General features: G+C 73.0%; 26 protein-coding genes. 20 read left to right on the forward strand and 6 right to left on the reverse strand.

All coding sequences use genetic code 11. The features are described 5' to 3' along the window. The first annotated feature begins 11 nt into the window (after positions 1 to 11). Positions 12 to 998, forward strand: coding sequence for a DnaJ C-terminal domain-containing protein (locus ROT00_RS08460; RefSeq protein ID WP_404773939.1), 987 nt, complete (start codon positions 12 to 14; stop codon positions 996 to 998). Between the two features lie 3 nt (positions 999 to 1001). After that, positions 1002 to 1418 (forward strand): heat shock protein transcriptional repressor HspR, encoded by a 417-nt coding sequence (locus ROT00_RS08465; RefSeq protein ID WP_243570092.1) that lies wholly within the window; start codon positions 1002 to 1004, stop codon positions 1416 to 1418. A gap of 30 nt (positions 1419 to 1448) precedes the next feature. Here ROT00_RS08465 and ROT00_RS08470 read toward each other — a convergent pair whose 3' ends face one another. Beyond that, positions 1449 to 2195: a hypothetical protein gene (locus ROT00_RS08470; protein ID WP_404773941.1), complete on the reverse strand. Its 747-nt coding sequence runs from the start codon at positions 2193 to 2195 to the stop codon at positions 1449 to 1451. A 73-nt stretch (positions 2196 to 2268) separates the two neighbouring features. On the opposite strand from ROT00_RS08470, the gene ROT00_RS08475 reads away from it, so the two are divergent. The 6 genes from ROT00_RS08475 to ROT00_RS08500 all read left to right on the forward strand — a co-directional run bounded on the left by ROT00_RS08475 (position 2269) and on the right by ROT00_RS08500 (position 8027). Further along, entirely contained in the window at positions 2269 to 3435 is a 1167-nt protein-coding gene (locus ROT00_RS08475) for a class I SAM-dependent methyltransferase (protein WP_404773942.1), read from the forward strand. Next, positions 3432 to 4331 (forward strand): DUF817 domain-containing protein, encoded by a 900-nt coding sequence (locus tag ROT00_RS08480; RefSeq protein WP_404773944.1) that lies wholly within the window; start codon positions 3432 to 3434, stop codon positions 4329 to 4331. The genes ROT00_RS08475 and ROT00_RS08480 overlap by 4 nt, the downstream gene beginning before the upstream one ends. 40 nt (positions 4332 to 4371) lie before the next feature. After that, positions 4372 to 4680: an ATP-dependent Clp protease adapter ClpS gene (gene clpS / locus ROT00_RS08485; protein ID WP_404773946.1), complete on the forward strand. Its 309-nt coding sequence runs from the start codon at positions 4372 to 4374 to the stop codon at positions 4678 to 4680. Next, complete coding sequence (locus ROT00_RS08490; RefSeq protein WP_404773947.1) at positions 4677 to 5165, forward strand: DUF2017 family protein; 489 nt, start codon at positions 4677 to 4679, stop codon at positions 5163 to 5165. The genes clpS and ROT00_RS08490 overlap by 4 nt, the downstream gene beginning before the upstream one ends. A gap of 116 nt (positions 5166 to 5281) precedes the next feature. After that, positions 5282 to 6829 (forward strand): hypothetical protein, encoded by a 1548-nt coding sequence (locus ROT00_RS08495; RefSeq protein WP_404773949.1) that lies wholly within the window; start codon positions 5282 to 5284, stop codon positions 6827 to 6829. 49 nt (positions 6830 to 6878) lie between these two features. Next, the gene (locus ROT00_RS08500; protein ID WP_404773951.1) at positions 6879 to 8027 is read left to right on the forward strand and encodes a DUF998 domain-containing protein; all 1149 of its coding nucleotides are present in this window, start codon (positions 6879 to 6881) and stop codon (positions 8025 to 8027) included. 43 nt (positions 8028 to 8070) lie between these two features. Here the strand turns inward: ROT00_RS08500 and ROT00_RS08505 are convergent, their stop codons facing one another. The 3 genes from ROT00_RS08505 to ROT00_RS08515 all read right to left on the reverse strand — a co-directional run bounded on the left by ROT00_RS08505 (position 8071) and on the right by ROT00_RS08515 (position 11301). Further along, positions 8071 to 9399 carry a thioester domain-containing protein gene (locus ROT00_RS08505; RefSeq protein ID WP_404773953.1) on the reverse strand — a complete coding sequence of 443 codons (1329 nt, stop codon included), beginning with the start codon at positions 9397 to 9399 and terminating at the stop codon, positions 8071 to 8073. Between the two features lie 105 nt (positions 9400 to 9504). Continuing rightward, a complete protein-coding gene (locus ROT00_RS08510; RefSeq protein ID WP_404773954.1) occupies positions 9505 to 9918 on the reverse strand; it encodes an arsenate reductase ArsC in 414 nt (137 codons plus the stop codon). 33 nt (positions 9919 to 9951) lie between these two features. Further along, complete coding sequence (locus ROT00_RS08515) at positions 9952 to 11301, reverse strand: NAD(P)-binding domain-containing protein (RefSeq protein WP_404773956.1); 1350 nt, start codon at positions 11299 to 11301, stop codon at positions 9952 to 9954. Between the two features lie 98 nt (positions 11302 to 11399). Between ROT00_RS08515 and ROT00_RS08520 the strand changes: the two genes are divergently transcribed. Then, positions 11400 to 11747 (forward strand): ArsR/SmtB family transcription factor, encoded by a 348-nt coding sequence (locus ROT00_RS08520; protein ID WP_404773958.1) that lies wholly within the window; start codon positions 11400 to 11402, stop codon positions 11745 to 11747. Between the two features lie 68 nt (positions 11748 to 11815). Here ROT00_RS08520 and ROT00_RS08525 read toward each other — a convergent pair whose 3' ends face one another. Further along, positions 11816 to 12217 carry an SHOCT domain-containing protein gene (locus ROT00_RS08525; protein ID WP_404773960.1) on the reverse strand — a complete coding sequence of 134 codons (402 nt, stop codon included), beginning with the start codon at positions 12215 to 12217 and terminating at the stop codon, positions 11816 to 11818. 185 nt (positions 12218 to 12402) lie between these two features. Between ROT00_RS08525 and ROT00_RS08530 the strand changes: the two genes are divergently transcribed. The 8 genes from ROT00_RS08530 (at position 12403) to ROT00_RS08565 (ending at position 20302) form a co-directional block, all read left to right on the forward strand. Next, entirely contained in the window at positions 12403 to 13209 is an 807-nt protein-coding gene (locus ROT00_RS08530) for a mechanosensitive ion channel family protein (protein WP_404773962.1), read from the forward strand. A 25-nt stretch (positions 13210 to 13234) separates the two neighbouring features. Next, entirely contained in the window at positions 13235 to 14533 is a 1299-nt protein-coding gene (locus tag ROT00_RS08535) for an ion channel protein (RefSeq protein ID WP_404773964.1), read from the forward strand. A gap of 11 nt (positions 14534 to 14544) precedes the next feature. Then, the gene (locus ROT00_RS08540) at positions 14545 to 16224 is read left to right on the forward strand and encodes a SulP family inorganic anion transporter (protein WP_404773966.1); all 1680 of its coding nucleotides are present in this window, start codon (positions 14545 to 14547) and stop codon (positions 16222 to 16224) included. A gap of 63 nt (positions 16225 to 16287) precedes the next feature. Beyond that, entirely contained in the window at positions 16288 to 17739 is a 1452-nt protein-coding gene (locus ROT00_RS08545; RefSeq protein WP_404773968.1) for a DUF1254 domain-containing protein, read from the forward strand. After that, the gene (locus ROT00_RS08550; RefSeq protein WP_404773970.1) at positions 17736 to 18407 is read left to right on the forward strand and encodes a GAP family protein; all 672 of its coding nucleotides are present in this window, start codon (positions 17736 to 17738) and stop codon (positions 18405 to 18407) included. Before ROT00_RS08545 ends, ROT00_RS08550 begins: the two co-directional genes overlap by 4 nt. Next, positions 18407 to 19477 (forward strand): AI-2E family transporter, encoded by a 1071-nt coding sequence (locus ROT00_RS08555; RefSeq protein WP_404773972.1) that lies wholly within the window; start codon positions 18407 to 18409, stop codon positions 19475 to 19477. The genes ROT00_RS08550 and ROT00_RS08555 overlap by 1 nt, the downstream gene beginning before the upstream one ends. 23 nt (positions 19478 to 19500) lie before the next feature. After that, positions 19501 to 19932, forward strand: coding sequence for a DUF6325 family protein (locus tag ROT00_RS08560; RefSeq protein ID WP_404773974.1), 432 nt, complete (start codon positions 19501 to 19503; stop codon positions 19930 to 19932). A 10-nt stretch (positions 19933 to 19942) separates the two neighbouring features. Continuing rightward, a complete protein-coding gene (locus ROT00_RS08565) occupies positions 19943 to 20302 on the forward strand; it encodes an SHOCT domain-containing protein (protein ID WP_404773976.1) in 360 nt (119 codons plus the stop codon). A gap of 76 nt (positions 20303 to 20378) precedes the next feature. On the opposite strand, the gene ROT00_RS08570 is transcribed toward ROT00_RS08565, so the two are convergent. Further along, positions 20379 to 22721 (reverse strand): arylsulfatase, encoded by a 2343-nt coding sequence (locus tag ROT00_RS08570; RefSeq protein ID WP_404773978.1) that lies wholly within the window; start codon positions 22719 to 22721, stop codon positions 20379 to 20381. A 161-nt stretch (positions 22722 to 22882) separates the two neighbouring features. Here ROT00_RS08570 and ROT00_RS08575 point away from each other — a divergent pair, with 161 nt between their 5' ends. The 3 genes from ROT00_RS08575 to ROT00_RS08585 are packed head-to-tail and all read left to right on the forward strand — an operon-like array spanning position 22883 to position 26029. After that, positions 22883 to 24067 carry a type III polyketide synthase gene (locus ROT00_RS08575; RefSeq protein WP_404773980.1) on the forward strand — a complete coding sequence of 395 codons (1185 nt, stop codon included), beginning with the start codon at positions 22883 to 22885 and terminating at the stop codon, positions 24065 to 24067. 11 nt (positions 24068 to 24078) lie between these two features. After that, positions 24079 to 24822 carry a methyltransferase domain-containing protein gene (locus ROT00_RS08580; protein WP_404773982.1) on the forward strand — a complete coding sequence of 248 codons (744 nt, stop codon included), beginning with the start codon at positions 24079 to 24081 and terminating at the stop codon, positions 24820 to 24822. Next, positions 24815 to 26029, forward strand: coding sequence for an FAD-dependent oxidoreductase (locus tag ROT00_RS08585; protein ID WP_404773984.1), 1215 nt, complete (start codon positions 24815 to 24817; stop codon positions 26027 to 26029). The genes ROT00_RS08580 and ROT00_RS08585 overlap by 8 nt, the downstream gene beginning before the upstream one ends. The last annotated feature ends 13 nt before the right edge of the window (positions 26030 to 26042 follow it).

Below are 26042 nucleotides of genomic sequence, written 5' to 3' on the forward strand. Positions count from 1 at the left end.
AGGAGGTGCCGATGGCCAGTCAGGACTGGTTCGACAAGGACTTCTACCAGGTGCTCGGCGTCTCCAAGGACGCGAGCGACAGCGAGATCAAGAAGGTCTACCGCAAGCTCGCGCGCAAGTACCACCCCGATCAGAACCCGGGCGACTCGGCCGCGGAGGCGAAGTTCAAGGAGATCTCCGAGGCCAACGCCGTGCTGTCCGACCCCGAGCAGCGCAAGGAGTACGACGCCATTCGCGCGATGGGCTCCGGTGCGCGCTTCACGGCGCCCGGCGCCGGCGGCCAGGGCGGCTTCGAGGACGTCTTCGGCGGCATGTTCAACCAGGGCGGCGGCGGCCAGCGCTACACCTTCCAGCAGGGCGGCGACTACGACGACCTGCTCGGCGGGCTCTTCGGCGGCGGCCGCTTCGGCCAGCCGTCCGGCGGCTACCGCGGCTTCGGCGGGCCGACCCGCGGTCGCGACGTCACGGCGACGACCACCCTCGACTTCATCACGGCGACGAAGGGCGAGCAGATCACCCTGCAGACGTCCGACGGCAAGCCGATCACGGTGCGCATCCCGGCGGGCGTCGCCGACGGGCAGAAGATCAAGCTGCGCGGCAAGGGCCACCCCTCGCACGACGGCGGCGAGACCGGCGACCTCATCCTCACCGTGCACGTGCGCAAGCATCCGGTGTTCGAGCGCGACGGCCTGAACCTGCGGGTCACCGTGCCGGTCACCTTCCCCGAGGCGGCGCTCGGCGCCACCATCCAGGTGCCGACCCTCGGCGGCGATCCCGTGAAGCTGCGGGTCGCCCCGGGCACCCCGAGCGGACGCGTGCTGCGCGTGAAGGGCCGCGGCGTCGAGACGAAGAAGGGCACGGGCGACCTGCTCGCCGTCGTGCAGATCGCGGTGCCCTCGCACCTCTCCAAGGAGGCCCAGGAGGCGGTCGAGGCGCTCGCCGCGGCCCTGCCCGACGAGGACCCCCGCGAGGACCTCCTCGCGAAGGCGCGGAGCTAGCCCATGGACGAGACGAGCCCGCTCTTCGTGATCTCGGTCGCGGCCGAGCTCGCGGGCATGCACCCGCAGACGCTGCGCCAGTACGACCGGCTCGGGCTCGTCTCCCCCACCCGCACGGCGGGCAAGTCGCGCCGGTACTCCATGCGCGACGTCGTGCAGCTGCGCGAGATCGCGCAGCTCTCCGCCGAGGGCGTGAGTCTCGAGGGCATCCGCCGGGTGCTCGGCCTGGAGGACGAGGTGCAGGGCCTCCGCGCCCGCGTGCGCGAGCTCGAGGCCGCCCTCGCCGACGAGATGCTGAACCGGCCCGGCCGCAGGGTCTTCGCCGCCGGCTCGGCGGGCGAGGTCGTCACCCTGAAGGCGGGCACCCGCGTCCGGCGCGAGAACGCGCTCGTCGTCTGGCGCCCGCTCGAGCACGAGTAGCCCCGGGCGGGGCGAGAGCGAGGGCGGCGCTCAGCGACCCCAGGCGTCGGCGGGCGCCGGGATGACGTCGTAGGCGCGCGAGCTCCAGTGCGTGCCGTAGCCGTAGTGGCTCGACGCCCACGGCGAGGCCCAGATCGCCTGGGCGGTGGCATCGGCCGAGTCGCCCCGCTGCAGCGCCGCGTCGACGGCGGGGTAGCGGCCGGAGCGGAGGTTCTCGGCGGCGTAGTAGGCCGCGACCACGAGGTCGGGGTAGCTGCCGAGTCCCGATCCGCCGCCGGAACCCTGCCCGTTGTTCAGCGGGTTGTTGCGGTTCCACCAGTTGTCGGCGCCGTTCTCCTGCCGCATCCAGCGCATCATGAACGTGACGTTCTCGTCGCTCACGGGCCAGTCGCCCTCGATCAGCACGAGCTTCGCCCAGTCGACGTTGGTGCCGCTCGCGACGAGCGTCTCGGTGCCGGTGGAGGCGATGTACGACTCCTCGGCGACGCCGGGCAGCACCGCGGCATCCTGCACCTCGAGCGACTGCACCGCGTCGGCGAGCGTGTCGGCGGAGCCGTCGGCGACGAGGGCGACGAGCGCGGGATCGGGTGCGGGCGAGCTCGGCGCGAGCGCGAGTCCCGCGGTCGTGCCGAGCACGACGACGGAGGCGAAGAGGGCTGCGAAGCGGCGGGCGACGGGCGGCCGCTCGGCGCGGGTGCGGGGTCGCTCGCCCGCCGTCGCACCGTGCTTCGGGGCGGCGGCCGGATGGGTGGAGCGGGGGGACCGGCGGGGACGCATGCGGATGCGAGGGTAGCAAACCCCGCTGGATGCCTCCAGAGCGTGCGCAGCCCGCGCCGGGTAGCCTGCCCAGGTGGACTTCACTGCGCTGCGCCGGCATCCGGACGTCGAGGGGCCGGGGCTCGAGGCATCCGACGCCGCCGACCGGCTGATCCTCGACGAGGCGGCCCGGGCCATCGCCGCCGCCGCGCCCGGCGAACTCGTGGTGATCGACGACGCGTTCGGCGCGCTCGCGCTGGGGGCTGCGAGCCTCGGGGCGCGCGACGTCCGCGTGCACCAGGACCCGATCACCGGGGAACGCGCGCTCGCCGAGAACGCCGCCCGCCTCGGCCTCGCCGGCGCGGTGCGGTCGGAGCCCCTCGGCGCCGGGCTCCTCGCCGGGGCTCGCCTCGTGCTGCTGCGGCTCCCGCGCTCGCTCGACCGGCTCGACGAGCTCGCGGAACTCGTCGCCGCGCACGCGGCGCCCGACGTCGTGATCGTCGCCGGCGGTCGGCTGAAGCACATGTCGCCCGCGATGAACGAGGTGCTCGGGCGCTCGTTCGAGCGGATCGAGGCGAGCCTCGCGCGGCAGAAGTCGCGGGTGCTGCGGGCGAGCGGCCCGCGGCCGGCACTCCGGGACGGGTGGGCGGATGCCTCGGGCAGCGCCCGGGCCGCACCCCGCTGGCCCCGCCGGGAGCGTCACGGCGATCTCGGGCTCGAGGTCGTGGCGCACGGCGGCGTCTTCGCCGGGACGAAGGTCGACATCGGCACCCGGTTCCTGCTCGGCCATCTCGCCGAGGCGGTGCCCGACGCCGCATCCGCCGTCGATCTCGCGTGCGGGAGCGGCGTCATCGCGACGAAGCTCGCGCTCGCCCGCCCCGGCATCCGGGTGACGGCGAGCGATCGTTCGGCGGCGGCCGCGGCATCCGCCCGCCTCACCGCCGCGGTGAACGGCGTCGCCGAGCGGGTGCGGGTGGAGCGCGCCGACGGGCTCGAGCTGCTCGCCGACGCGAGCGAGCCGCTCGTGCTGCTGAATCCGCCGTTCCACAGCGACGCGGCGGTGTCGACGGGCATCGCCGGGCACCTGTTCGCCGAGGCGGCGAGGGTGCTGACGCCGGGCGGCGAACTGTGGTGCGTGTGGAACTCGCACCTCCGCTACCGTCCGCTGCTCGAGCGCATCGTCGGCCCGACGCGCCAGATCGGCCGCAATGCGAAGTTCACCGTGACCGCGTCGCGGCGGGCGGACCGGGCGGAGGCGTGACGGCGGCCGGCGGCGAGGAGCGCACGGTCGACGCCCGCAGTCTCACCTCCGTCGAGCGCCGCATCGACGCGGCGGCGCACCGGCTCCTCGCCGGCGCGCCCGAGCACGGGGCGCGCGCGAAGCTCCTCGAGTTCCTCGTCTTCGGGGCGAAGCAGGCGTGGGCGTGCGTCTTCGGGGCGGCACTCCTCGCCGTCATCGTCGCGGCCCGGCTCTGGTACCCCGACGACGTCTGGCTCGCCCGGAACGACGCGCTGACCCTCGCGGCGATCGCCATCCAGATCGTCATGCTCGCCACCCGCCTCGAGTCGGGCCGCGAGCTCTGGGTCATCGTGCTCTTCCACCTCACCGGCACCGCCATGGAGCTGTTCAAGACCGACGTCGGCTCCTGGAGCTACGACGGCGACGGCATCCTGCGCATCGGCGCCGTGCCGCTGTTCTCGGGGTTCATGTACGCGGCCGTCGGCTCGTACATGGTGCGCGTGTACCGCTTGTTCGACCTGCGGTTCTCCCGCTATCCGCGCCGTTGGCTGACGGCGATCGTCGCCGTCGCGATCTACGCGAACTTCTTCGGCCACCACTTCATCGTCGACTTCCGCTGGGTGCTCCTCGCCGCGGTCGCCGTGCTGTGGTGGCCGACGGTGATGCACTTCCGGGTCTGGCGCCGGGTGCATCGGATGCCGCTCCTCGTCGCGTTCGGCCTCGTCGCCCTGTTCATCTGGTTCGCGGAGAACATCGCGACGTGGGGCGGCGCCTGGCTCTACCCCGACCAGCTCGACGGCTGGCACCCGGTCTCGGCGTCGAAGCTCGTCTCCTGGTTCCTGCTCATGATCATCTCGGTCGTGCTCGTCACCTTCGTCTACCGGCCGCGGGAACCGGATGCCCCGGCCGAGCGCTGACGGGGGTGCGCGTGGGGCGGCATCGTGTCAGGCTGGAGGCGTGACCGGGACCCTCGAAGCCACCGACGTCGAGTTCGACGTCGACCTCGACCGCGCCACCCGCGAGGGGGCGGCGCGCTCGTGGCGGGCGATCGTCTGGGACGACCCGGTCAACCTGATGAGCTACGTGAGCTACGTCTTCCGCAGCTACTTCGGCTACTCCCGCGAGGAGGCCGAGCGGCTCATGCTGCTCGTGCACACCACGGGCAAGGCCGTCGTCGCGACCGGCAACCGGGAGGCGATGGAACGGCACGTGCAGGCCATGCACGGCTACGGCCTGCAGGCGACGCTCGCGAGGTCCGAGCCGTGATCGTCGCGGGTCGGAGCGGCGAGGGCGTGCGGCTCGTGCTCGAGGCCGAGGAGGCGATGCTGCTCTCCGAGCTCGCCGACCAGGTCGACTCGGTGCTGCTGCTCGGCGCCGGCGACGACCCGGCGATCGACCGGCTGCTGCCGAACGCGTACCCCGACGACGCGGAGGCCGCGAGCGAGTACGAGCGGTACACGCGCGACAGCCTGGTCGACGGCAAGCGGCAGGCGGCGCAGTCGGTGCGCGATGCGACCGACGTGAGCGACGGCCGCGATCTCGTCGAGATCGAGCTCGACGAGTCGCAGGCGTGGGGCTGGCTGACGTTCCTCACCGACCTCCGGCTGATCCTCGCAGAGCGCGTCGGCGTCACCGACGACGGCGGCTACGCCGAGGACGAGGAGCGCGACGACTACCTGCGCGCCGCCTACGAGTGGGCGGGCTTCGTGCAGGGCTCGATGCTGGAGATCCTCGACCCGATGGACGCCTGAGCACCCGATGGACGCCTGAGCACCCGGGACCTTCCGCGCGAGTGCCGCGCATGGGTAGGGTGCGTACGCGGCGTCTCGGGTGCTCGTCGCGACGATCGTGACGACGGGGGACGGGCATGCGCGGACGGATGCTGACGAAGGCGGCCCTGGCCGCTGCGGGTGCGATGCTCGCCGGAGCGGTCGCCGCCGCACCGGCCGCGGCGGTGCCGCCACCCGCAACGCCGGACGTGCCGATCATCGCCGAGTCGCTCCGCGGCGGCACCTTCCTGCCCGCGGTCGAGGTGCAGGTGGGCGGGCGCTCGCTCACCCTGCTGCTCGACACCGGATCCGAGGGGCTCGTCGTCTACCCGAACCGGCTCGAGGGCGACACCGCGGTCGAACGGACCGAGGTCGTCGCGGATCCGGACTACAACGGCGCCCACATCTTCGGTCACGTCGCCCTCGCCGACGTCGCCATCGGAAGCTGGCCGGCGGCGCGCCTGCCGTTCGTGCTCGCGCACCGCTGCGAGCCGACGGACTGCCTCGGCGGTGACGACGGCCTCGACGGCATCCTCGGGGTGGGACAGGGCATCCGGGTCTGGGGCGAATCGGAGGAGACCGAGTACCCCTGGTGGTCGGCCATCGCCCAACTGCCCGACGGCGCCGGCGACGGCCACACGATCCGCATCACGCACGCGCCCGCCGCGCCTGGCGAACAGATCGGCACCCTGACGCTCGGCGCCCCCGTCGTCGGCCCAGCGGATGCCGTCTTCCAGGCCGCGCTGACGGGCGGGGGCGACTACCCGGGCAGCGACCACCCGATGTACACGAAGCAGGTCGAGAGCTGCTGGTCGATCGACACGACCATGAACTGCCTGCCCACGACCGTCGACTCCGGGGAGCGCGGCTCGGTGCTGATGGGGAACTTCGACGAGTGGGCGACGAAGGTGCCGGCGACGCCCTTCCCCGGCGGCGGCGCCGTGGAGTACGGGCGGATGAACGTCGGCACCCCGATCTCCTTCGCGGTCCCCGGCGGGTCGCCGTTCTGGACACGGACCGTCGCCGACGGCTACCGGGGTGCGGGGCTGTACCGCCCGAGCGGCAGCACGCCCGCGCCCAGCGCCGACGCGGATGCCGCGGATGCCGCGGATGCCGCGGATGCCGCGGCGCTCGCCGAGGGCAACCCCTACTTCAACACGGGGAACGTGTTCTTCGTCGGCCGCTCGGTCGGCTTCGACAACCTGGGCGGCCAGCTCGTCGTCGGACCGGTCGACGGCCTCCCGGCCGCGGTCCAGCAGGTGAGCCTGACCGAGGGCGACCGCAGCGTCGAGGTCGCCTGGACCGACGCGCAGCCGGGGGTCGAGTCGTACGTGGTCCGGTTGAAGACCACGGCCGGCGAACCGCTCGAGGAGCGCGTCGTGCTCGGTGCCCCGGCACCGCAGCTGTTCACGGGAGTGGCCGACGGAGTGGACGTCATCGCCGAGGTGGCCGCGGCGAACGCGGCGGGCGTCGGACCCTGGCTCGCCTCGCCGAACCCCGCGCGGTTCCGCCCCCATCTGCCCGAGACCGGCCCCGAGGTCGCCGGCCCCGCGCTGAGCGGCGTGCTCGTCGGGGCCGCGGGCCTGCTGCTGCTCGCCGCGCGCGTCGTGATCGGATTCCACCGCCGCCGCACGACTGCGCCCTAGAGTGGTGCCGAGCGCGGCCGGTGGTCGGGCGCGCCGCGGGGGAGGCGCAGTGAGCACGACGCAGGAGCATCCGGCCGGTCCGGCGCCCAGGGAGCACGACGATCCGGTGTCGCTCGGCGCCGCGCTGCGGCATCCGGCGGAGAGCGCCGAGTCGCTCGAATCGGTGGCCCTCGTCGCGGGCAGCGCGTTCTTCGTCGTGGGCGGACTCGTCTCGCTCGCCGTCTTCTGGGGTCGCGATCTGCCCATCGCGGGCGGGCAGGGCTCGCTCGGCGAGTTCGTCGGCATCGCCGGCGCCGTCGTCGCCGTCATCGCCTTCGTGCTCGGCCGGGTGCTCGTCCGCCGTACCGCGAACCCGGCCCTCCGGCGCGAGATCGGCCGCGGGCTGTCGGTGCCTGGTGCCCGACTGCACTGGTTCGACGTCGCGGCGCTCGCGATCGCCCACGGGGCGATCGCCCTGCTCAGCTGGTTCGCGCTCGCGACGGTGCTGGAGTTCTGCTTCCGCGACGCGGTCGTGTTCACCCTGCCGGGTTCCGCGCTCGCCGCGGTCGCGATGGCGCTGACGGCCTACGTCTGCTTCCTCTCGGCGGCGCGGATGACGCCGATGCTCCTCTCGCTCGTGCTCGCCGTGTTCCTCGTGGTCGGTGCGCTCACGAGCATGCTGTCGGCGAGCGATCCGCACTGGTGGAAGGAGAACCTGTCGGCGCTCGGGATGACGAACGACGTGTCTGCGATGGCCTTCAACCTCACGCTCATCGTGGCCGGCGCGATCGTCACGATCATCGCGCGGTACGCGACGGCGACGCTGCCCGCCGGCAACCCGCCCGACCGCCGCGGGCGCGACCTGGTGCGGATCGGCCTCATCCTCATCGGCGTGTTCCTCGCCTGCGTCGGGATCTTCCCCGTCGACCGCTTCTTCCTGGTGCACAACACGGTCGCCACCGGCATGGCGGTCTGCTTCGCGGCGATCGTGGTGTGCCTGCCCTGGCTGATCCGCAGCGTGCCGCGGGTGTTCGTGGGGCTCGGCTACGTCTACGTCGTCGTGATCGTCGTGATGGCGGTGTTCTTCTTCACCGGCTACTACAACCTCACCGCGGTGGAACTCGTCGCCGCGTGCCTGATCTTCAGCTGGATCATCGTCTTCCTGCGCACCGCGGGCGCCGCAGGCGACCCCGGGGGAATGGAGGCGCGCGAGAGCTGAACGGTCGGGGCGGGACCGCGCGGTCCCCCCCCCACCCCCCCCCTCACTTCGCGCCGCGCACCCGACGCCCCACCCCCCCCGGCCCACCGCGGAGCAGGACCCCGAGCCCGCCCAGGGGGAGGAGGTAGACCGCGCCGAGGGTGGGAGCGAGCGGGGAGAAGCCCGTCTCCGCGAGTCCGCCGGAGGCGGCGGGCGCCGCGGGAGCGACGGGCGAGCCCGCGGGCGAACCCGGGGACGGCGTCGCTGCCGGTGCAGTGGGGCCGCTCGGAGTCGCCGGGACGACGGGCTCCGCTGGGACGACGGGGGTGCTCGGTGCGCCGGGCTCGATCGGCACGGCGGGGACGGTGGCGTCGTCCGGGGCGTCGTCGGCCGGCGCGGCCGTCCATGACAGCTCGGCGGTCGCGGAGATCGCGACCTCGCGGCTCTCGGCGATGATCATCGTCTGGCGGCGCGGAGTGGTCGGCGAGGTCAGGAGGAGGCCCTCGTACCCCTCGCCGACGAGCTCGGAGCGGATGGTCGTCGTGCCGGCCTCGACGCCGTCGCGGAGGTCGAGGTACAGGGCGGTGTCGCGCGGCGGGGCCGCCGGGTCGACGGGGACGCCGTCGGCGGTCGTCACCGGGAAGCCGGAGGGGGTGTCGAGCGTGAGTTCGCCCGCCGAGGCGCTGATCGTGAGCGGGCCGAGCAGCCGCCCGGCGACCCCGTCGAGCCGGGCGGGCGAGAGCTGCAGCTCCGGCTGGGAGGACTCCGCGACCCCGACGTTGTCCGGGCCCGTCAGGTGGTCGACGAGGGCCTGGACCCGCTGCGCGGACGGGGAGGTTGTGTCGACGCCGTCCGAGGTCACGATGCCGCGGTACTCGAACCCGGCCGGAGCCGGGGCGGAGTCGGCGAGCTGCCAGATGGCCACCTGGGTGCCGGTGATCGCCTCGTCTTCGGTGAGCCCCGGGATGCCGGCCGCAGCGGCGGCGGCGGGGAGCGGGAGCTGCGGGTAGGAGTGCGCCACGATCCAGGCGACGCGCTCCCGCACGCCCTGCTCGTCGGCGAAGCGATTGTCGCCCGGGAACGAGTCCCAGTCGCCGATGTCCATGCGCTCCCCGTATCCCGGGTGCACGGTGACCTCGATGCAGTAGGCGAAGAGATCCGGTTCCGAGCCGGGGTCGGTGTGCAGCGCGAACAGCTGCGTGACCGCGGAGGTGCGGCCCCAGGCGATCTCGTACCCGAGCTGCGACTCGCGGACGGAGCCGACGCGGGGGAAGCCCTCGGCGGCGTCGAGGGCGCGCGCCGGGGCGCCCGCGAGGAGGCCCGGGCCGAGGATCGCGAGGAGCGCGAGCCCCGCCACGAGGGCGCGCTTGGGGGAGGACATGATCGGGCTCATGGCCAGCAGACTACCCGAGCGGGCGATGATGGGATACCAAGATCGTGGATGAGTTGCTCAGGAATCAGAGGTACAGGCGGGAGTCGCGCGTCCCGCCTCCTGCGATCAGGCGACCAGTTCGACGCCGAGCTCTGTGAGGAGACGCCGCACGCGCGCTTTGATGTCGTCGCGCACGCGGCGCACGGTCTCGAGGTCCTTGCCGGCGGGGTCCTCGAGCTCCCAGTCCTCGTAGCGCTTGCCCGGGAAGATCGGGCAGGCGTCGCCGCAGCCCATCGTGATGACCGCATCGGCGGCGCGCACGTCGTCGGTCTGGAGCAGCTGGGGCACCGCCGCGCTGATGTCGATCCCCTCCTCGCGCATCGCCTCGATCGCGACGGGGTTGATCGCGGTGCCGGGCTCCGACCCTCCCGAGAGGACGGTGGCGGCGCCGCCGGACAGGGCGCGGGCGTATCCGGCGGCCATCTGGCTGCGCCCGGCGTTGTGGACGCAGACGAAGAGGACGGTGGGTTCGGTGCTCATGGGGTCATGATCTCTCTGCTCGGTGAACGGATGCTACGCGCAGCTCGACGGCGAGGCGGAACCGCAGCACGAGGAGCCCGACGGCGCCGTGTCGTCGAGGCTCGACGAGCACACCCCGGTCGCGGGCAGCACGAGCTCGACGTTCGCGGCCGCGGCGCGGTCGCCGGCCAGGTGCGCGGCGATCGAGCGCACCTGCTCGTAGCCGGTGGCGAGCAGGAAGGTCGGCGCGCGTCCGTACGACTTCATGCCGGCGATGAAGAAATCGGGTTCGGGGTGCGCGAGCTCGGCGAAGCCGTGCGGCCGCACGGTGCCGCAGGAGTGCAGGTTCGGGTCGATCAACGGGGCGAGCCGGCGCGGTGCCTCGACGACCTCGTCGAGGTCGAGGCGGATCTCCCGGAGCGGCCCGAGATCGGGTCGGAATCCGGTCGCGTTCACGATGAGGTCGGCGGCGAGCTCCTCGAGGGCGCCGTCGCGGTGCCCGATGAGGGTGGCCCGGTCGCCGTCGCGTCGGAGCCGGACGGTCTCGAAGCGGTCGACGAGCCGGATGCGTCCCGCTGCGACGAGCTGCCGCACGCGGCCGCCGATCGAGGCGCGTGCGGGCAGCTCGTCGTCGGGCGAGGAGCTCACGCGCACGGCGGCCGCGTTCCGGATGACCCAGGTGACCGTCGTGCCGGGTGCCGCTTCGGCGAGCTCTGCGAGCTTCAGCAGGGTGTTCGCGGCCGAGTGCCCGGCGCCGACGACGACGCAGTGCCGGCCGGCGAACCGCTCGCGCTCGCGGCCCAGCACATCGGGCAGGGCGTGGCTGACGAGCTCGCGCACCTCGTCCGCGCCGAGCGGGTCGAGGCCCGAGGAGGCGAGGGAGTTCGGGGTGCGGTAGGTGCCGGAGGCGTCGATGACCGCCCGGGCGCGGACCTCGTGCACGCCGTCGGGGCCGGCCACGCGGAGCAGGAAGGCCGTGCGGTCCCGGCCCGCCGTCCGCGTGCGGTCGGCGCCGTCGCGGCTCACCGCGATCACTTCGGCTCCGGTCCTGAGGTGCGCGGCGATCGCGGGCACGGCGGCGAGCGGGCGCAGGTAGGCGTCGACGAGCTCGGTGCCGGTCGGCAGCCCGTCCTCGCGCGGGTGCTGCCAGCCGCTCGCCTCGAGGAGTCGCTGCGACGCGGGGTCGACGAGATGGCGCCACGGCGAGAAGAGTCGGGTGTGGCCCCACCGGTCGATCGAGTCGGCGATGTCGGAGCCGGCTTCGAAGAGCTCGAAGGGGATGCCGCGTTCGAGGAGGTTCGCGGCGGCCGCGAGGCCGATCGGGCCGGCGCCGATGATCGCGACGGGGAGCCCGTCGAGTCGGGCGTCGCGCTGGGCGGGGGTCGTCAGATCGACGAGGGTCACGGCTGCCTCCTGGGTGGTCGACATTGCATCGAAAAACATCGATGCAGCTCAGCATCCACGCTGTATCGAAGAATGTCAATATGGAGTAGCGTGGAACCATGACCGACGTCGTCGAGCTGCCCGTGATCCAGCAGGAGGCCTGCTGCGCACCCGCCGCGAGCGCCCCGATCACGCTCGAGCAGGCGGCGAGCACCGCCGCGCTGTTCAAGGCGCTCGGCGACCCGACGCGGGTGCTGCTGATCTCGATCGTCGCCGCGGCCGAGGGCCGGGAGGCGTGCGTCTGCGATCTGACCGAGCCCACCGGGCTGTCCCAGCCGACGGTCTCGCACCACCTGAAGATCCTCACCGAGGCCGGCTTCCTCAGCCGCACCCGGCGCGGCAGCTGGGCGTACTACGCGCTGGTGCCCGGCTCGCTCGAGCGTCTGGCGGCGGTGCTGGCCGAGTAGTCGCGCCCGCAGCAACGGCGACGGGGCCGGATGCCCCGTGGCATCCGACCCCGTCGTCGAGCGGACGATCAGCCCTGGTGGGCGAGCGCCTTCGCCTTGAGGAGGTCGTACTCCTGCTGGGTGATGGTGCCCGAATCGAGCAGGGCCTTGGCCTTGGCGATCTCGTCGGCGGGGCTCGCCGAGGTGCCGGCGGCCTGGCGGATGTACTCCGCGGTCGCCTGCTGCGCCTGCGCGGCATCCTTCTGCGCACGCTCCGCCATGCCGCGGCCGCGGGCGATCAGGTAGATCAGCGCGGTCACGAACGGGAAGAAGAGCAGGAAGATGATCCAGAGCGCCTTCCACCAGCCGTTCAGCTTGTGGTCGCGGAACAGGTCGGTGATGATCGCGATGACCGCCCAGAGGTACGCGAAGAACGCGAAGATCCAGATGGTCCACCAGACGATGTCCCAGAAGCTCTGCCAGAAACTCATGAGTGAGCCCTTCCGATTCGGAGGATCGCGACCGCAGGAGCGGCCGGAGGTCGCATACGGGCTCGGCATCGCGGTGTGAGCCGCGTTCCCCCCGGATGATGCTTCCGTCTGCACCATAGCGCGCCGCGGCGTGTCGTGTCAGTAGTCCTTCCCAAGCGCTACGCTCAGCCGCAAGGGGGGATCGCATGGCGGAGTGGGTCGCGTCGCTCGACATCGACGGCTGGAGCCTGCTCTTCGCCGCGCTCTCGCTCATCGCCGCCTGGATCCTCTCCCGGCTCGCCCGTCGCGGTCTCCAGCGCCTGCTCGTCCGGCTGCCGTCCCTCGGCGAGGCCGTGAAGACCGCGATCGTCCGCATCGTCGTCTACGGGATCGTGCTCGTCGGCATCGGGGTGGCGCTCGGCTTCCTCGGCGCGTCCGTGCAGCCGCTCCTCGCCGTCGCCCTCATCGTCGGCGTCGTGCTCGTGCTGGTGCTCCGCGGCATCGCCGACAACTTCGCCGCCGGCGTCGTGCTGCAGACCAGGCGCCCCATCGAGGTCGGCGACGTGCTGACGAGCGACGACGTCGAGGGCGAGGTCCTCGAGCTGAACGGCCGCGCCGTCGTCGTGAAGACCTTCGACGGCCGCGTCGTGCACCTGCCGAACGGTACTGTGCTGCAGCAGCCGCTCGTGAACGAGACGGCCCACGGGGCGCGGCGCAGCGAGGTCGAGGTGCGGATCGGCGGGCCGGCCGAGGGGATGCCGGAAGCGATCGCCGCGGCGGTGCGCGCCGTCGACGGGGTGCACCAGCGCGAGCACGTCGACGTGCTGAGCCGGAGCCGCTCGCCCGAGCGCCAGGTCTACCGGGTGCGCTTCTGGCACCACCCGAAGCACGGCACCACCGTCAGCTCGGCGGTCGTCGACGGGCTCGCCGACGCGCTCGCGGCACGGGGCATCCCCGCGACCGTGACGAGCGACCCGCCCGCGGCGCCGCTCACCCCGCCGTTCGACAACTGACCGGCGCCACCGGAAGGAGACCCGCATGCAGGTCACCCCCGCTCCCGACGCGACGGGCGCGCCCTCGGTGCGCCAGCTCCTCGTCCTCTCCATCCCGGCGCTCGTCATCGGCGCCGTGTCCGCGCTCGTGCTCTGGCTCGTCGACCTGCTCGCCGAGCAGCTGCACGGCGTGCTCTGGACGGCGCTCCCCGCCGTGTTCGGGGCGGATGCCTCCACGCCGTGGTGGATCCTCGTCGTGCTCACCGCCACCGGCGCCGCAGTGGGACTCGTCGTGCAGTTCGTCCCGGGCCACGCGGGCGCCGACTCGGCGACCACCGAGCTCTCCGCCCCGCCGCTGCCGATCCTCGTCGTGCCGGGGCTGCTCCTCGCCGTCGTGCTGAGCCTGGCGGGCGGCGTCAGCCTCGGCCCCGAGAACCCGATCATCGCCGTCAACACGGCGATCGCGGTGGCCGCGCTCGCCCGCCTCGCGAAGGCGGTGCCGCAGCAGCTCGTCGTGCTCCTCGCGACCGCGGCCACGATCGGCGCGCTCTTCGGCACGCCCGTCGCCGCGGCCCTCGTGCTGACGGGCACGGTCGCCGCGGTGAAGGCCGGCGGCGCCCTCTGGGACAAGCTCTTCCTCCCTCTCGCCGCCGCGGGCGCGGGCGCGGTGACCATGCACCTGCTCGGCGGGGCGTCGCTCGCGTTCACGGTGCAGCCGATGAATGGGGTGGAGCCGGTCTTCCTCCTCATGGGCCTCCTCGTCGCCGCGGTCTCCGCGCTCGCCGGGATCCTCGCCGCGTGGCTGCTGCCGCTGGTGCACCGGGCGTTCCACTCGCTCCGGCATCCGCTCCTGTACACGACGCTCGGCGGGCTCGCGCTCGGCATCCTCGGCATGATCGGCGGGCCCATGACCCTGTTCAAGGGGCTCGAGCAGACGGGCGAGCTGATCGAGCACCCCGAGCGCTACGGCACCGGCCAGCTCGTGCTCTTCGCGGGGATCAAGATCATCGCGCTCGTCGTCGCGGCGGCGGCGGGCTTCCGCGGCGGCCGCATCTTCCCGGCCGTCTTCATCGGCGTCGCGATCGGGCTGCTCGGCTACGCGCTCATCCCGGGCATCCCGATGTCGCTCGCGATCGCCTGCGGGGCGCTCGGCATCGTGCTCGCCGCGACGAAGGACGGCTGGATCGCGATCTTCGTCGGCATCGCCCTGGTCGGGGACCCCCTCGTTCTGCCACTGTTGTGTGTGATCGTGCTGCCGGTGTGGCTGCTCGTGACGAAGGCCCCCGAGCTCGTGGTGCACCCGTCGGAGCGGCCTGGAGCCGTGGCTCCGCCGGCGACGTCGTGAGGGGGGATCACGTGCAACGACCGCTCGCCGGGCTGACGCGCCGGAACCTCGTCCGCGAGCTCGTCGCGGGCGTGACGCTCATCGCCATCGCGATCCCGTTGAACATCGGCTACGCGCAGATCGCGGGGCTCCCGGCCACCGCGGGCCTCTACGCCCTGATCGTGCCGACGATCGTGTACGCGCTGACGGTTTCGAGCCGGCAGCTGGTCGCCTCGCCGGATGCCGCGGCCGCCGCCCTCGTCGCGAGCTCGATCGGCGGCCTCGCCGTGGCGGGGAGCGACGACTACGCGACGCTCGCGCTCGCCCAGGCCATCCTCTGCGGTCTCATGTTCCTGCTGCTCGCGGTGTTCAAGCTCGGCTTCCTCGCGAACTTCCTCTCCAAGCCGATCCTCGTCGGCTTCGTCGGCGGTCTCGCCCTCGACATCCTGGTGAGCCAGGTCGCGAAGATGCTCGGCGTGAAGATCGACTCGGGCGGCGAGTTCGTCGACAAGGTCGCGGGGCTCGTCACCGGGCTCGGCACGACGAACCTCGTCTCGCTGACGATCTCCGTGCTCTCGGTGATCGTGCTGCTCGGCGGCAAGCGCTTCCTCCCGGCGGTGCCGTGGGCGCTCGTCGTGCTCGTCGTCGCGACCGTCGTCGTCGTGGTCGCGAGCCTCGACGACGCCGGCGTCTCGGTGCTCGGCGAGGTGCCCGCGGGCCCGCCCGCGCTCACCTGGCCGGTCATCGACTGGACGACCTGGCTGCTGCTGATCCCCTCCGCGATCGCGCTCACCCTCGTGACCACCGCCGAGGGGCTCCTCGTCTCCCGCTCCTACGGCGAGAAGCGCGGGTACCCGACGAGCCCGAACCGCGACCTCTTCGCCTTCGGCCTCGGCAACCTCGCCGCGGGCGCCTCGGGCAGCTTCGCCGTCGGCTCCTCGACCTCGCGCACCGCCGCGATGGACCAGGCGGGCTCGCGCACGCAGCTGCCCTCGCTCGTGCTCGCGGTCGGCACGCTGCTCCTCCTCCTGTTCGGCACGGCCCTGCTCGCCGACATCCCGAGCCCCGCGATCGGCGCGATCGTCGGCGTCGCGATCCTGCCGCTCCTCGGCATCCGCGACTTCATCGGACTGTGGAAGGCCGACCGCTTCGAGTTCGTGGTCGGGGCCGTCTGCTTCCTCGTGACGCTCTTCATCGGCTCCATCCCCGGCATCGTCGTCGCGTTCGTGCTCGCCCTGGTGAACCTCGCCAAGCGCGCCGCGAACCCGGCGATCGACGTGCTCGCCTCGAGCGGCGAACCCAGCGACTCGTTGCTCGACGAGGCGCCGAAGGGGCAGGTGACCGCGCCGGGCGTGGTCGTGGTGCGCCTCGCCGCGCCCCTGTTCTTCGCGAACGGCGCGGTCTTCAGCGACGCGGTGAAGCGCGCGGTCGATCGCGCCGACGCCGCGGGCACGGGGCCGGTGCACCACGTGGTCGTCGACATGGAGGCGGTGACCGACGTCGACGTGACGGGCGCGGAGAGCTTCGAGGCGCTCCTCGCGTGGCTGGATCGGAAGGGCATCGACCTCGCGTTCAGCCGGGTGCGGCCGGACGCCAGGGCCCGCCTCACGCAACTCGGGCTGCTCGGTGAACGCGCCGCCTACGAGACCAACCGCGCCGCGCTCGCCGCACTCGCGGAGCGCCCGGCCGGGCACGCCGCGGACGGCGACTGAGCCGGCGGCGCACGACGACCGCACGACGACCGCACGACGAATCAACCGGAACCGGGGGAGCAGATGGGCACGGAACAGGCCGCGAAGAGCATGAGCGCGGAGGAGCTCGCCGCAGCGATCGAGCGGCTGAGCACGCCCGCCGAGCTGGACACGCCGTTCGGGCGGATCGAGCTCTTCGACGGGGTGCCGCGCCCCTCGAGCGTCGCGACCCTCTACGACGGGCTCGACCTGATGCGCGCGGCCGAGGCGTTCCTGAACGCCATGCCGGGTGCTTCGCTCGTCGCGCTGCGCCGCGGGCTGCGGGCGGCCGGGCTGACCAGCCCCGAGATCATCGGCGTCACCGACCCCCGCGCGAACTCCGGCGGGATCTACCTCACGCCGAACACCGAGACGACGTACGGCACGACCTTCCTCGACCTGCGGGCGTGGGGGCCGACGGTGATCGAGGCGCCGCCGCAGTCGCTCTGCGTCGTCGACGACTTCTGGTTCCGCTACGTCGCGGACATGGGCATCCCCGGGCCCGACCGCGGAGCAGGCGGCAAGTATCTGTTCCTGCCGCCGGGGTACGACGGGGAGCGGCCGGAGGGCTACTTCACCTACGAGAGCCCGACGTACGCGAACTGGGTCGTGCTGCGGGCGCTCGGCGGCGTGCCGGCGATGAAGCAGACCCGCATCTACCCGCTGTCCGAGGCGGACGCGCCCCGCGAGAACGTCTTCGTGAACATCGCCGAGGCGAAGATCAACACGGTGCACTCGAACGACGCCGAGTTCTTCCGCGAGATCGACGAGCTCGTGCAGGAGGAGCCGGTCGAGGCGCTCGACGTCGAGCGCGCCGGCCAGCTCGCCGCGCTCGGCATCGTGCACGGGCGGCCGTTCGCGCCGGACGCCCATCGCCTCGCCATCCTCGACCAGGGCGCGAAGCTCGGCGCCGCCATCTCCCGGGCCCTCGTCTTCGCCCCGCGCGACCCGGCCGCGTTCTTCTGGGAGGGGAACTCCTGGAAGAACGCCTTCGTCGGCGGCAGCCACGAGTTCCTGCGCGACGGCGCCCGGCTCCTCGACGCGCGCACGCAGTTCCATTACTTCGCGACGGTGATCACGCCGGCGATGTCGCACGCGCAGGTGGGCGCGGGTTCCGCCTACGCCTACACCGCGGAGGACGGCGAGGGGCACGTGCTCGACGGCGGGGCGACGTACTCGCTGCGCATCCCCGCCGACCCGCCCGCGAAGAACTTCTGGTCGGTCGACGTGTACGACACGCAGACCCGCTCGCTGCTCCAGGTGCCGTCGACGCCGTACCCGGCGCTGTCGAGCCTCGACGGCACGCTCCAGGCGGAGGACGACGGCAGCTTCGTGCTCTGGTTCGGTCCGCGCGCCCCGGAGGGCCGCGAATCCAACTGGGTCGAGACGCTGCCGGGCAAGAGCTGGTTCCCGATCCTCCGGCTCTACGGACCGCTCGAACCGTGGTTCGACGGCAGCTGGCGGCTGCCGGAGTTCGAGAAGCAGGCGCGCGCATGAACGGCGTGATCGGCGGCATCCTGCCGCTCGCCCTCGGCATCGCGATCAGCCCCATCCCGATCATCGCGGCCATCCTCATGCTGCTCTCGCCGAAGGCGAAGGGCACGAGCGTCGGCTTCCTGCTCGGCTGGGTCGCCGGCATCGTCGTCGCCGTGGTGGTGTTCACGCTGCTCGGCTCGATCATCCCCGCCGCCGACCCCGACGCCTCGAAGCCCATCGCCGGAACCATCCAGCTCGTCCTCGGCGTGCTGCTGCTCCTGCTCGCCCTGAAGCAGTGGCGCTCGCGGCCGAAGGGCGACGCCGAGCCGGCGATGCCGAAGTGGATGGCGGCGATCGACCAGCTGACCGCGGTGAAGGGCGCCGGGCTCGGCTTCCTGCTCTCCGCGGTGAACCCGAAGAACCTGCTGATGGCGGTCGCGGCGGGCGTCGCGATCGGCTCGGCCGGCCTGAGCGGCGGCGAGGCCACCCTCGCGATCGTGATCTTCACCGTCGTCGCGGCCTGCTCGGTGGCGGTGCCCGTCATCGCCTACCTCCTCGCCGCGGCGAAGATGGCGGCCCCGCTCGAGTCGCTCCGGCACTGGCTCGTGCACAACAACGCGACCGTGATGGCCGTGCTGCTCCTCGTCATCGGCGTCGTCGTGATCGGGAAGGGCATCGGGCAGTTCTGATGACCACCCCACCGGCCGAGGCCACCCCCGATCGCGGCGCCGGGCTCGCCCACGGCACCCGGGTGCTGCTGACCCTCGCCGCCGCGGTCGTCGTGCTCGCCGGGGTCTGGCTCGCCCGCGACGTGCTGGCCCCCGCCGCGGTGGCGGCGGTCGTCGTGATCATCGCGCACCCGGTGCGCTTCCCGCTCGAACGGCGGGGCTGGCCGAGCTGGCTCGCGACGACCGCCGTGATCGTCGTCGCCTACCTCATCCTCGCGGCGCTCGCGCTGCTGCTCATCGTGGCCTCGGCGCAGTTCGTCGCGATGCTCCCCGACTACGCCGACGAGCTGCAGCGCACGGCGACGGAGATCGCGGGCTGGCTCGAGTCGCTCGGCGCGACGGACGCCACGGCGTCGGCCGCGGCATCCGCCCTCGATCCCCGCACGCTGGTGCCGATCGCGGCCTCGATCGCCGATGCCGTGCTCGGCTTCGCGACGGCGTTCTTCTTCGTGCTCGCCTACGTGATCTTCATGGCGGCGGATGCCTCGGGCTTCCGCCGCACCGGCCCGGCGTTCGGCGGCGGGGCCGGCGAGGGGATCGCGAGCCGCTACTTCAGCGGGGTGCGCCGCTACTACGTCGTGAACGCGAGCTTCGGCGCCGTCGTCGCGGTGCTCGACGGGCTGCTGCTCTGGGCGCTCGGCATCCCCGCGCCGCTCGTCTGGGCCATCCTCGCCTTCGTCACGAACTTCATCCCGAACATCGGCTTCGTGATCGGGGTCATCCCGCCCGCGGTGCTCGCCCTCGTCGTCGGCGGCTGGCCGCTCGCGCTCGCCGTGGTGCTCGCGTACAGCGCCATCAACGTGGTGCTGCAGGTGCTCGTGCAGCCGAAGTTCGTGAGCGACGCGGTCGGGCTGAGCCTCACGCTCACCTTCTTCTCCGTCGTCTTCTGGGCGCTCGTCATCGGGCCCATCGGGGCGATCCTCTGCATCCCGCTCACGCTGCTCGTGCGGGCGCTCCTCCTGGACCCCGATCCGCACGCTGGCGTGCTGCGCCGGCTCACAGGGGTTCCCCCGGAACGCGAGCGGGCCTAGGCTCACGGACAAAGGGGGGATTCATGGCGGAATTCGAGTACGGCCCGGTCGAGATCGTGGTCGTGGCACTGCAGAACGAACGGCCCTCGGCGGGCACGCTCGACGCGCTCGCGGAGCTCGTCGAGGCCGGGCAGATCCGGCTCCTCGACGCGCTGCTCGTCTCGCGCGACCAGGACGGCGGCATCGAGGCCATCGAGATCGAAGACCTGGGCGACGAGCTCGACGTGACGGCGCTCGAGCTGCCCGCGAGCGGGCTCGTCGGCCACGACGACGTCGCCGAGTTCGCCGAGACGATCGAGCCGGGCACCTCCGCGGTGCTCCTCGCGGTCGAGCTCGTCTGGGCCAAGCGCCTCGCCTCGCGCTTCGCGGAGGCCGGTGGCGTCGTGCTGGAGTCGGTGCGGATCCCCGCGCCGGTCGTGAACCAGGTGCTCGCCGAGGCGAGCGCCGCGGAGTAGGGAGACAGGCATGCCGTTCGTGAGACGAGTCGGACGTCCGGGCCTCATCGGCCTCGCGGCGCGTACGGCGGTCGTCGCCGGCACCGCGACGGCGGTGTCCGGCGGGATGGCCCGGCGCCAGCAGGAGAAGGCGCAGGAGCAGTACCAGGCCGAGCAGTACCAGGCGGCCCAGCAGCAGGAGGCGATGCAGCAGGCGGCGGCGCAGGCCGCGGCCGCGCAGGCGCCCGCGGCGCAGGCGGCGGCGCCGGCGGGAGCCGCCGCCCCGGGGGTCGACCTCGTGGGCGAGCTGCAGAAGCTCGCGACCCTGCAGCAGCAGGGCCTCATCACCCCCGAGGAGTTCGCGGCCGCCAAGGCCAAGCTCCTCGGCTGAGCCCGTAACAACCCTGGTTCGAGTCCCGAGTTGCCCGACTTCCATGGAAGTCGGGCAACCCGGATTCAGGCGGTGATCACTCGCGGGCGAGCGCCGCGAGGGCCTCGAGCTCGAGATCGAGGTACTGCTCCTCGCTCACGTCGACCGCGACACCGAGCAGCTCCCCGCCCTCGAAGGGGAACGGGTTCGTGTACTCGCTGCTCACGGCATCCGCACTGTCGTAGCCGACGCAGAGCCCGTCGCCGCAGAGCGTGAACTTGCCGACCTGCGCGCGCATCGGCCCCTCGGCGACGACCTGGTCGTCGACGTACAGCCGGCAGGTGCCGATCGACTCGCCGTGCTCGCCCGCCGACTCGCGCACGAACTCCATACCGAGCGCGTGGTCGCCGGGCGTCAGCGCCTCCGAGACGAAGTGCTGCTCCGGCGGGATGCCGAGGAAGTTGTACACGTAGTGCAGCCGCCCGTCCTTCAGGAACAGCGAGTGCCCGCCGAAGCGCGAGCCGTGCGCGAAGATCACGCCCTTCGTGCCCGCCTCGATCCGCACGTCGGCGATGATCTTGAACGAGCGCCCGCGCACGTTGACCGCGACGCTCTCGGGCACGGCGCCCGTGTCGGGGTAGTAGACGTACCGGGTGCGCGGCGGCTCCGCCTGCGGCCGTTCGATCGTCAGCTGGTCGCGGGCCGAGCGGTCGTCGAGTGGCAGCACGTGGTTCTTCTCCGCCTCGGCGAACCACGCGTCGACGAGCTCCTGCAGCTTCTCGGGATGCTCCGCCGCGAGGTCGCGCGACTCGGAGCGGTCGGCGTCGACGTGGTACAGCTCCCAGCGGTCCTCGTCGAAGCGGCCGTGCCCGGTGAGCGGGGCGTGGATGGCGGCCGCCTTCCAGCCGTCCTTCCAGATGCCGCGGGTGCCGAGCATCGCGTAGTACTGCACCTGCTTCTCGGTCGGCCCGTCGGGCGCGGCGTCGAAGCTGTACTTCATCGAGACGCCGTCGAGCGGGCGCTGCTCGACCCCGCGGAAGACCGTCGGGAACTCGATGCCGATGACGTCGAGGATCGTCGCGACGATGTCGGTGGAGTGGTGGTACTGGTGGCGCACCTCGCCCTTCGCCCGGATGCCGGCGGGCCAGTGCACGATCATCGGGTCGCACGTGCCGCCCGAGAACTGCGAGTACCGCTTGAACATCTGGAACGGGGTCGAGAACGCCGCCGCCCAGCCGGTGGGGTAGTGGTTGTAGGTCTCCGGGCCGCCGAGCACGTCGATCTTCGCGAGGTTCTCGGCGAGGTCGTCGGGGAAGCCGTTGAAGAACTTGTTCTCGTTCACCGAGCCGTCGGGCGAGCCCTCGCCGGACGCCCCGTTGTCGGCGCAGTAGAAGATGAGCGTGTTGTCGAGCTGACCGGATGCCTCGAGGTAGTCGACCACGCGGCCGATCTGCGCGTCGGTGTACTCGCTGAAGCCCGCGAACACCTCGGCCATGCGGCTGAACAGGCGCTGCTCGTCGGCCGAGAGCTCGGCCCACGGCTTCACCCAGTCGGCCGGGTTGGCCTGATCCTCCGGCATGGGGTTGAAGGGGGTGAGCTCGGTGCCCTCGGGCAGGATGCCGCGCTCGACCATCCGCTCCAGCACCCAGGTGCGGTAGGCGTCGTAGCCGTCGTCGAAGGCGCCGCGGTACTTCTCGATGTACTCCTCGGGCGCGTGGTGCGGGGCGTGGTTCGCGCCGGGGCAGAACCAGGTGTACCAGGGCTTCGAGGGGTTCGAGGACTTCTGGTCGCGGATCATCCGGATGGTCTGATCGGCGAGGTCCTTCGACAGGTGGTAGCCCTCCTCCGGCGTGTACGGGGGCTCGATGAAGCGGTTGTCCTCGACGAGGTCGGGGTACCAGTTGTTCGTCTCGCCGCCGAGGAAGCCGTAGAAGCGGTCGAAGCCCATCGCGAGGGGCCACTGCGCCTTGCTGCCGCCGGCCGAGACGTCCTCCTCGGGCACGTTGTGGTTCTTCCCCACCCAGAACGTCGAGTAGCCGTTCTGCTGCAGCACCTGGCCGACCGTGGCGCACTCCTCCGGGATGTGGCCGGAGAGGCCGGGGAAGCCGTTCGTGCCCTCCATGATGTTGCCCATGCCGTTCACGTGGTGGTTGCGGCCGGTGAGGAACGTCGAGCGCGTCGGCGAGCAGAGTGCCGTCGTGTGCCACTGGGTGTAGGTCAGCCCGTTCGCGGCGAGCCGGTCGAGCGTGGGCATGTTGATGCGCCCGCCGTACGGCGACCACGAGGCCATGCCGGTGTCGTCGTAGAGGATGACGAGCACGTTCGGGGCGCCCTCCGGCGCCTTGGGCTGCTCGTACGGCGCCCAGTCGGGGACCGCGTCGCGCACGTCGAGCGCGATCTTCCCCGAGAACGTCGGCTTGCCTGTGGATTCGTTCGCCATGGATCCCCCCGGATGCCAGACGGTCGCGCGGGCGACCGCGATCGAGGCGGCGACGTCGCCGCAGTCCCCACGCTAGTGACGGAACGCCCGCCTGGGAAGAGCCTCCGACCGCAGCGCAACCCCATGGTGCCCGGCTCCCCCGCGCACCTAGACTGCGGACCATGGGCGTCACCCTGAGGGGCCTTTCGACCGTCGTCCCGGCGACGGTCCTCGTGCAGCCCGAGGTCCGCGACGTGTTCGCCGCGCAACCCGGTCTGAACCGGCTCGGCCAGCGCATCGTCACCACGAGCTTCGACGTGTCGGGCATCGAGACCCGGCACACCGTGCTCGCCGAGCTCACCCGCTCCGCGCGCTCCGACGAACCGGAGTTCTACGATGCGGCGAGCGGCGAGCTGCTGCTCCCGGGCACGAAGGCGCGGAACGAGCTGTACATCGAGCACGCCACCAGGCTCTACCTGGAGGCGGGCGCCGCGGCGATCGCGGCGACGCCCGGGCTCGAGGCGGCCGACGTCACCCACGTCATCACGGTGAGCTGCACCGGCTTCTACGCGCCCGGTCCCGACTACGTGCTCGCCCGCGATCTCGGCCTCGACGCCGGGGTGCAGCGCTACCACCTCGGCTTCATGGGCTGCTACGCCGCCATCCCCGCGCTGCGCCTCGCCGCCCAGCTCTGCGCGGCCGATCCGGCGGCCGTGGTGCTCGTCGTCTCGGTCGAGCTCTGCACGCTGCACCTCCGCGCCTCGAACGACCCCGACACGATCGTCGCCTCCTCGCTCTTCGCCGACGGCGCGGGCGCCGCGATCGTGAGCACCCGCGACCCCGAGCCCGGTGAGGCGGCCTACCGGCTCGACGGCTTCGCCACCCGGATCACCCCGGTCGGCGAGGGCGACATGGCCTGGAAGATCGGCGACCACGGCTTCGAGATGGTGCTCTCGACCGCCGTGCCCGCGATCATCGACGCGCACATCACGGGGGCGCTCGAACCGCTCTTCGCGCAGGAGGACGGGCTCGCGGCCGCGCTCGCCGCGGATGCCTCGAGCGAGGCCGTGGAGCACTGGGCCATCCATCCCGGCGGGCGCAGCATCCTCGACAAGGTGGAGGCCAGGCTCGCGCTGAGCGAGGCGCAGCTCGCGCCCGCCCGGGGCATCCTCCGCGAGTACGGCAACATGTCGAGCGCGACGGTGCTGTTCGTGCTGCGCCGCATCCTCGACGGGGCGGCGGCCGCGCGTCCGGGCGCTGAGGGTGAGGCGACCGCCCGGCCGGCGATGCCGGGCGAGCGCGTCGCGGCGATGGCCTTCGGCCCCGGCCTCACCGTGGAGTCCGCACTGCTCACCGTGGCCGGCTGAGCGGAGCGGGCATGGGCTGGTGGCGCGAGCTCGGCGAGCGGGACGCCGACGCCGTCGAGCTGATGGACGACCCCGACTGCGACGGCGACGCCCTCGCCCGCACCTATGTCCGCTTCACGCCGGTGAATCGAGCGGTGTCGGGCCCGCGCGACCGCTACGTGCGGTGGATCCGGCCGCGACTGTCGCCGGTGTTCGAGACGCGGCTGCTCGACGTCGGCACGGGGGCGGCCGACCTGCCGCTGCTCTGGCTGCGCTGGGCGGAGGCCGACGGACTGCGCCTCAGCGTCACGGCGATCGATCCCGACCGACGGGCGCTCGCGTTCGCCGAGGCCGCCGGCGCCGGAACGCCGGGGCTCACCCTGCTCGATGCGACCACGGCCGAGCTCGCGGCCGCCGACGAGCACTTCGACCTGGTCTGCTCCAACCATGTGCTGCACCACCTCGACGGGCGCGCGTTCGGCGCGCTCCTCGCCGACTCGGAGCGGCTCGCGGAGCTCGGCGGCACCGTCGTGCACGCCGACCTCGAGCGCAGCCGCTCCGCCTACGCGGCGTTCGCCATGGGCACGCTGCCGTTCGAGCCGAACCTGCTGCGGGGCTCGTTCATCCGCGCCGACGGGCTGACCTCGATCCGGCGCAGCCACACCGCCGCCGAGCTCGAGGCGATCCTGCCGGCGGGCTGGCGGGTGCGGCGCGCGTTCCCCGCTCGGCTGGAGCTCGTCTGGCAGGCGGATGCCGCGGGGCGCTCGCGTGTCTGATGCGGCCGTCACCCGGTGCGACGTCGTGATCGTGGGCGGCGGACCGGTCGGGCTGCTGCTCGCGGTGCTGCTCGCGCAGCGCGGGCTCGAGCCGGTCGTGCTCGAGCAGCGCACCCGCATCGCGACCCGGCCGAAGGCGGTCGGCGTGCACGCGCCCGGTTGGCGGGTGCTCGGGGCCGCCGGGGTCGCGAACGCGCTCGCCGCGGAGGCCGTCGCGATCACCGGCGGCGAGGTCGAGTGCGACGGACGCGTCCTCGGGCGGATGCGCTTCCCCGGCGACGCCGCGGTGCGCTCCGTGCCGCAGCACCGCGTCGAGGCGGCGCTCGAGGCGCGGCTCGCCGAGCTGCGTCCGGGGGCGCTGCGCCGCGGGGTCGAGGCGGTCGGAATCGAACCGGCCTCCGGCGCGCGCGCGGCGCGGGCCGGGGTCTGGGCGCGGCTGGCCGACGGCTCGGTGGTCGAGGCGGACCACGCCGTGCTCGCGGACGGGGTGCGCAGCCGGCTCCGCGCCGAACTCGGCATCGCCTGGCGGCTGCGCCGCGGGAGCGCCCGCTACGCGATGGCGGACGTCACGGGGCCCGAGGCGGGCGGCGCGACCGCGGGAACCGCCGCGGACGCCCGGCTCTGCTTCGAGCGCGGCGGCGTCGTCGAGGCGCTGCCGATCCCGGGCGGCCTCCGCTGGGTGGTGCACCTGGGGCGGGCAGGGCGGCGGCGTCCCGGTCCCTCGGGGACCTCGGCGTCCGAGTGGCCGGATGCTCCGGCCTTCGCCGCGCTCGTCGCGGACCGCGTGGGCGTGCGCCTCCCGGGCGCGCTCGAGCCCAGCGGGTTCGTCGCCCGGCAACGGCTCGCCGCGCGCTTCGCGATCGGACGCATCGCGCTCGCCGGCGACGCCGCGCACGAGATCAGCCCCATCGGAGGGCAGGGCATGAGCCTCGGCTTCCGCGATGCCGAGGAGCTCGCCGAGGTGCTGGCCGCGCTGTCGCCGAGCGGCGGGGCGGCGGGCGCGCGCGTCGACGCGCCGTTCGCCGGCTACGAGCGCAGCAGGCGCCGGGCGGCGTCGCGGGCGATCCGCCGGGCGGCGTTCAACATGGCCATGGGCGGTCCGGCAGGAGGCATCCGTCTCGCCCTCCGGAACCTGGCCGTGCGCCTGCTCGCGCTGCCGCCCGCGCGCACCGCGCTCGCCCGCGTCTTCACGATGCGCGGGCTGTGAGGCTGCGGAGGCC

Origin of the sequence: Agromyces mediolanus, from assembly GCF_044917495.1 — a bacterium.
Lineage (GTDB): Bacteria > Actinomycetota > Actinomycetes > Actinomycetales > Microbacteriaceae > Agromyces > Agromyces mediolanus_B.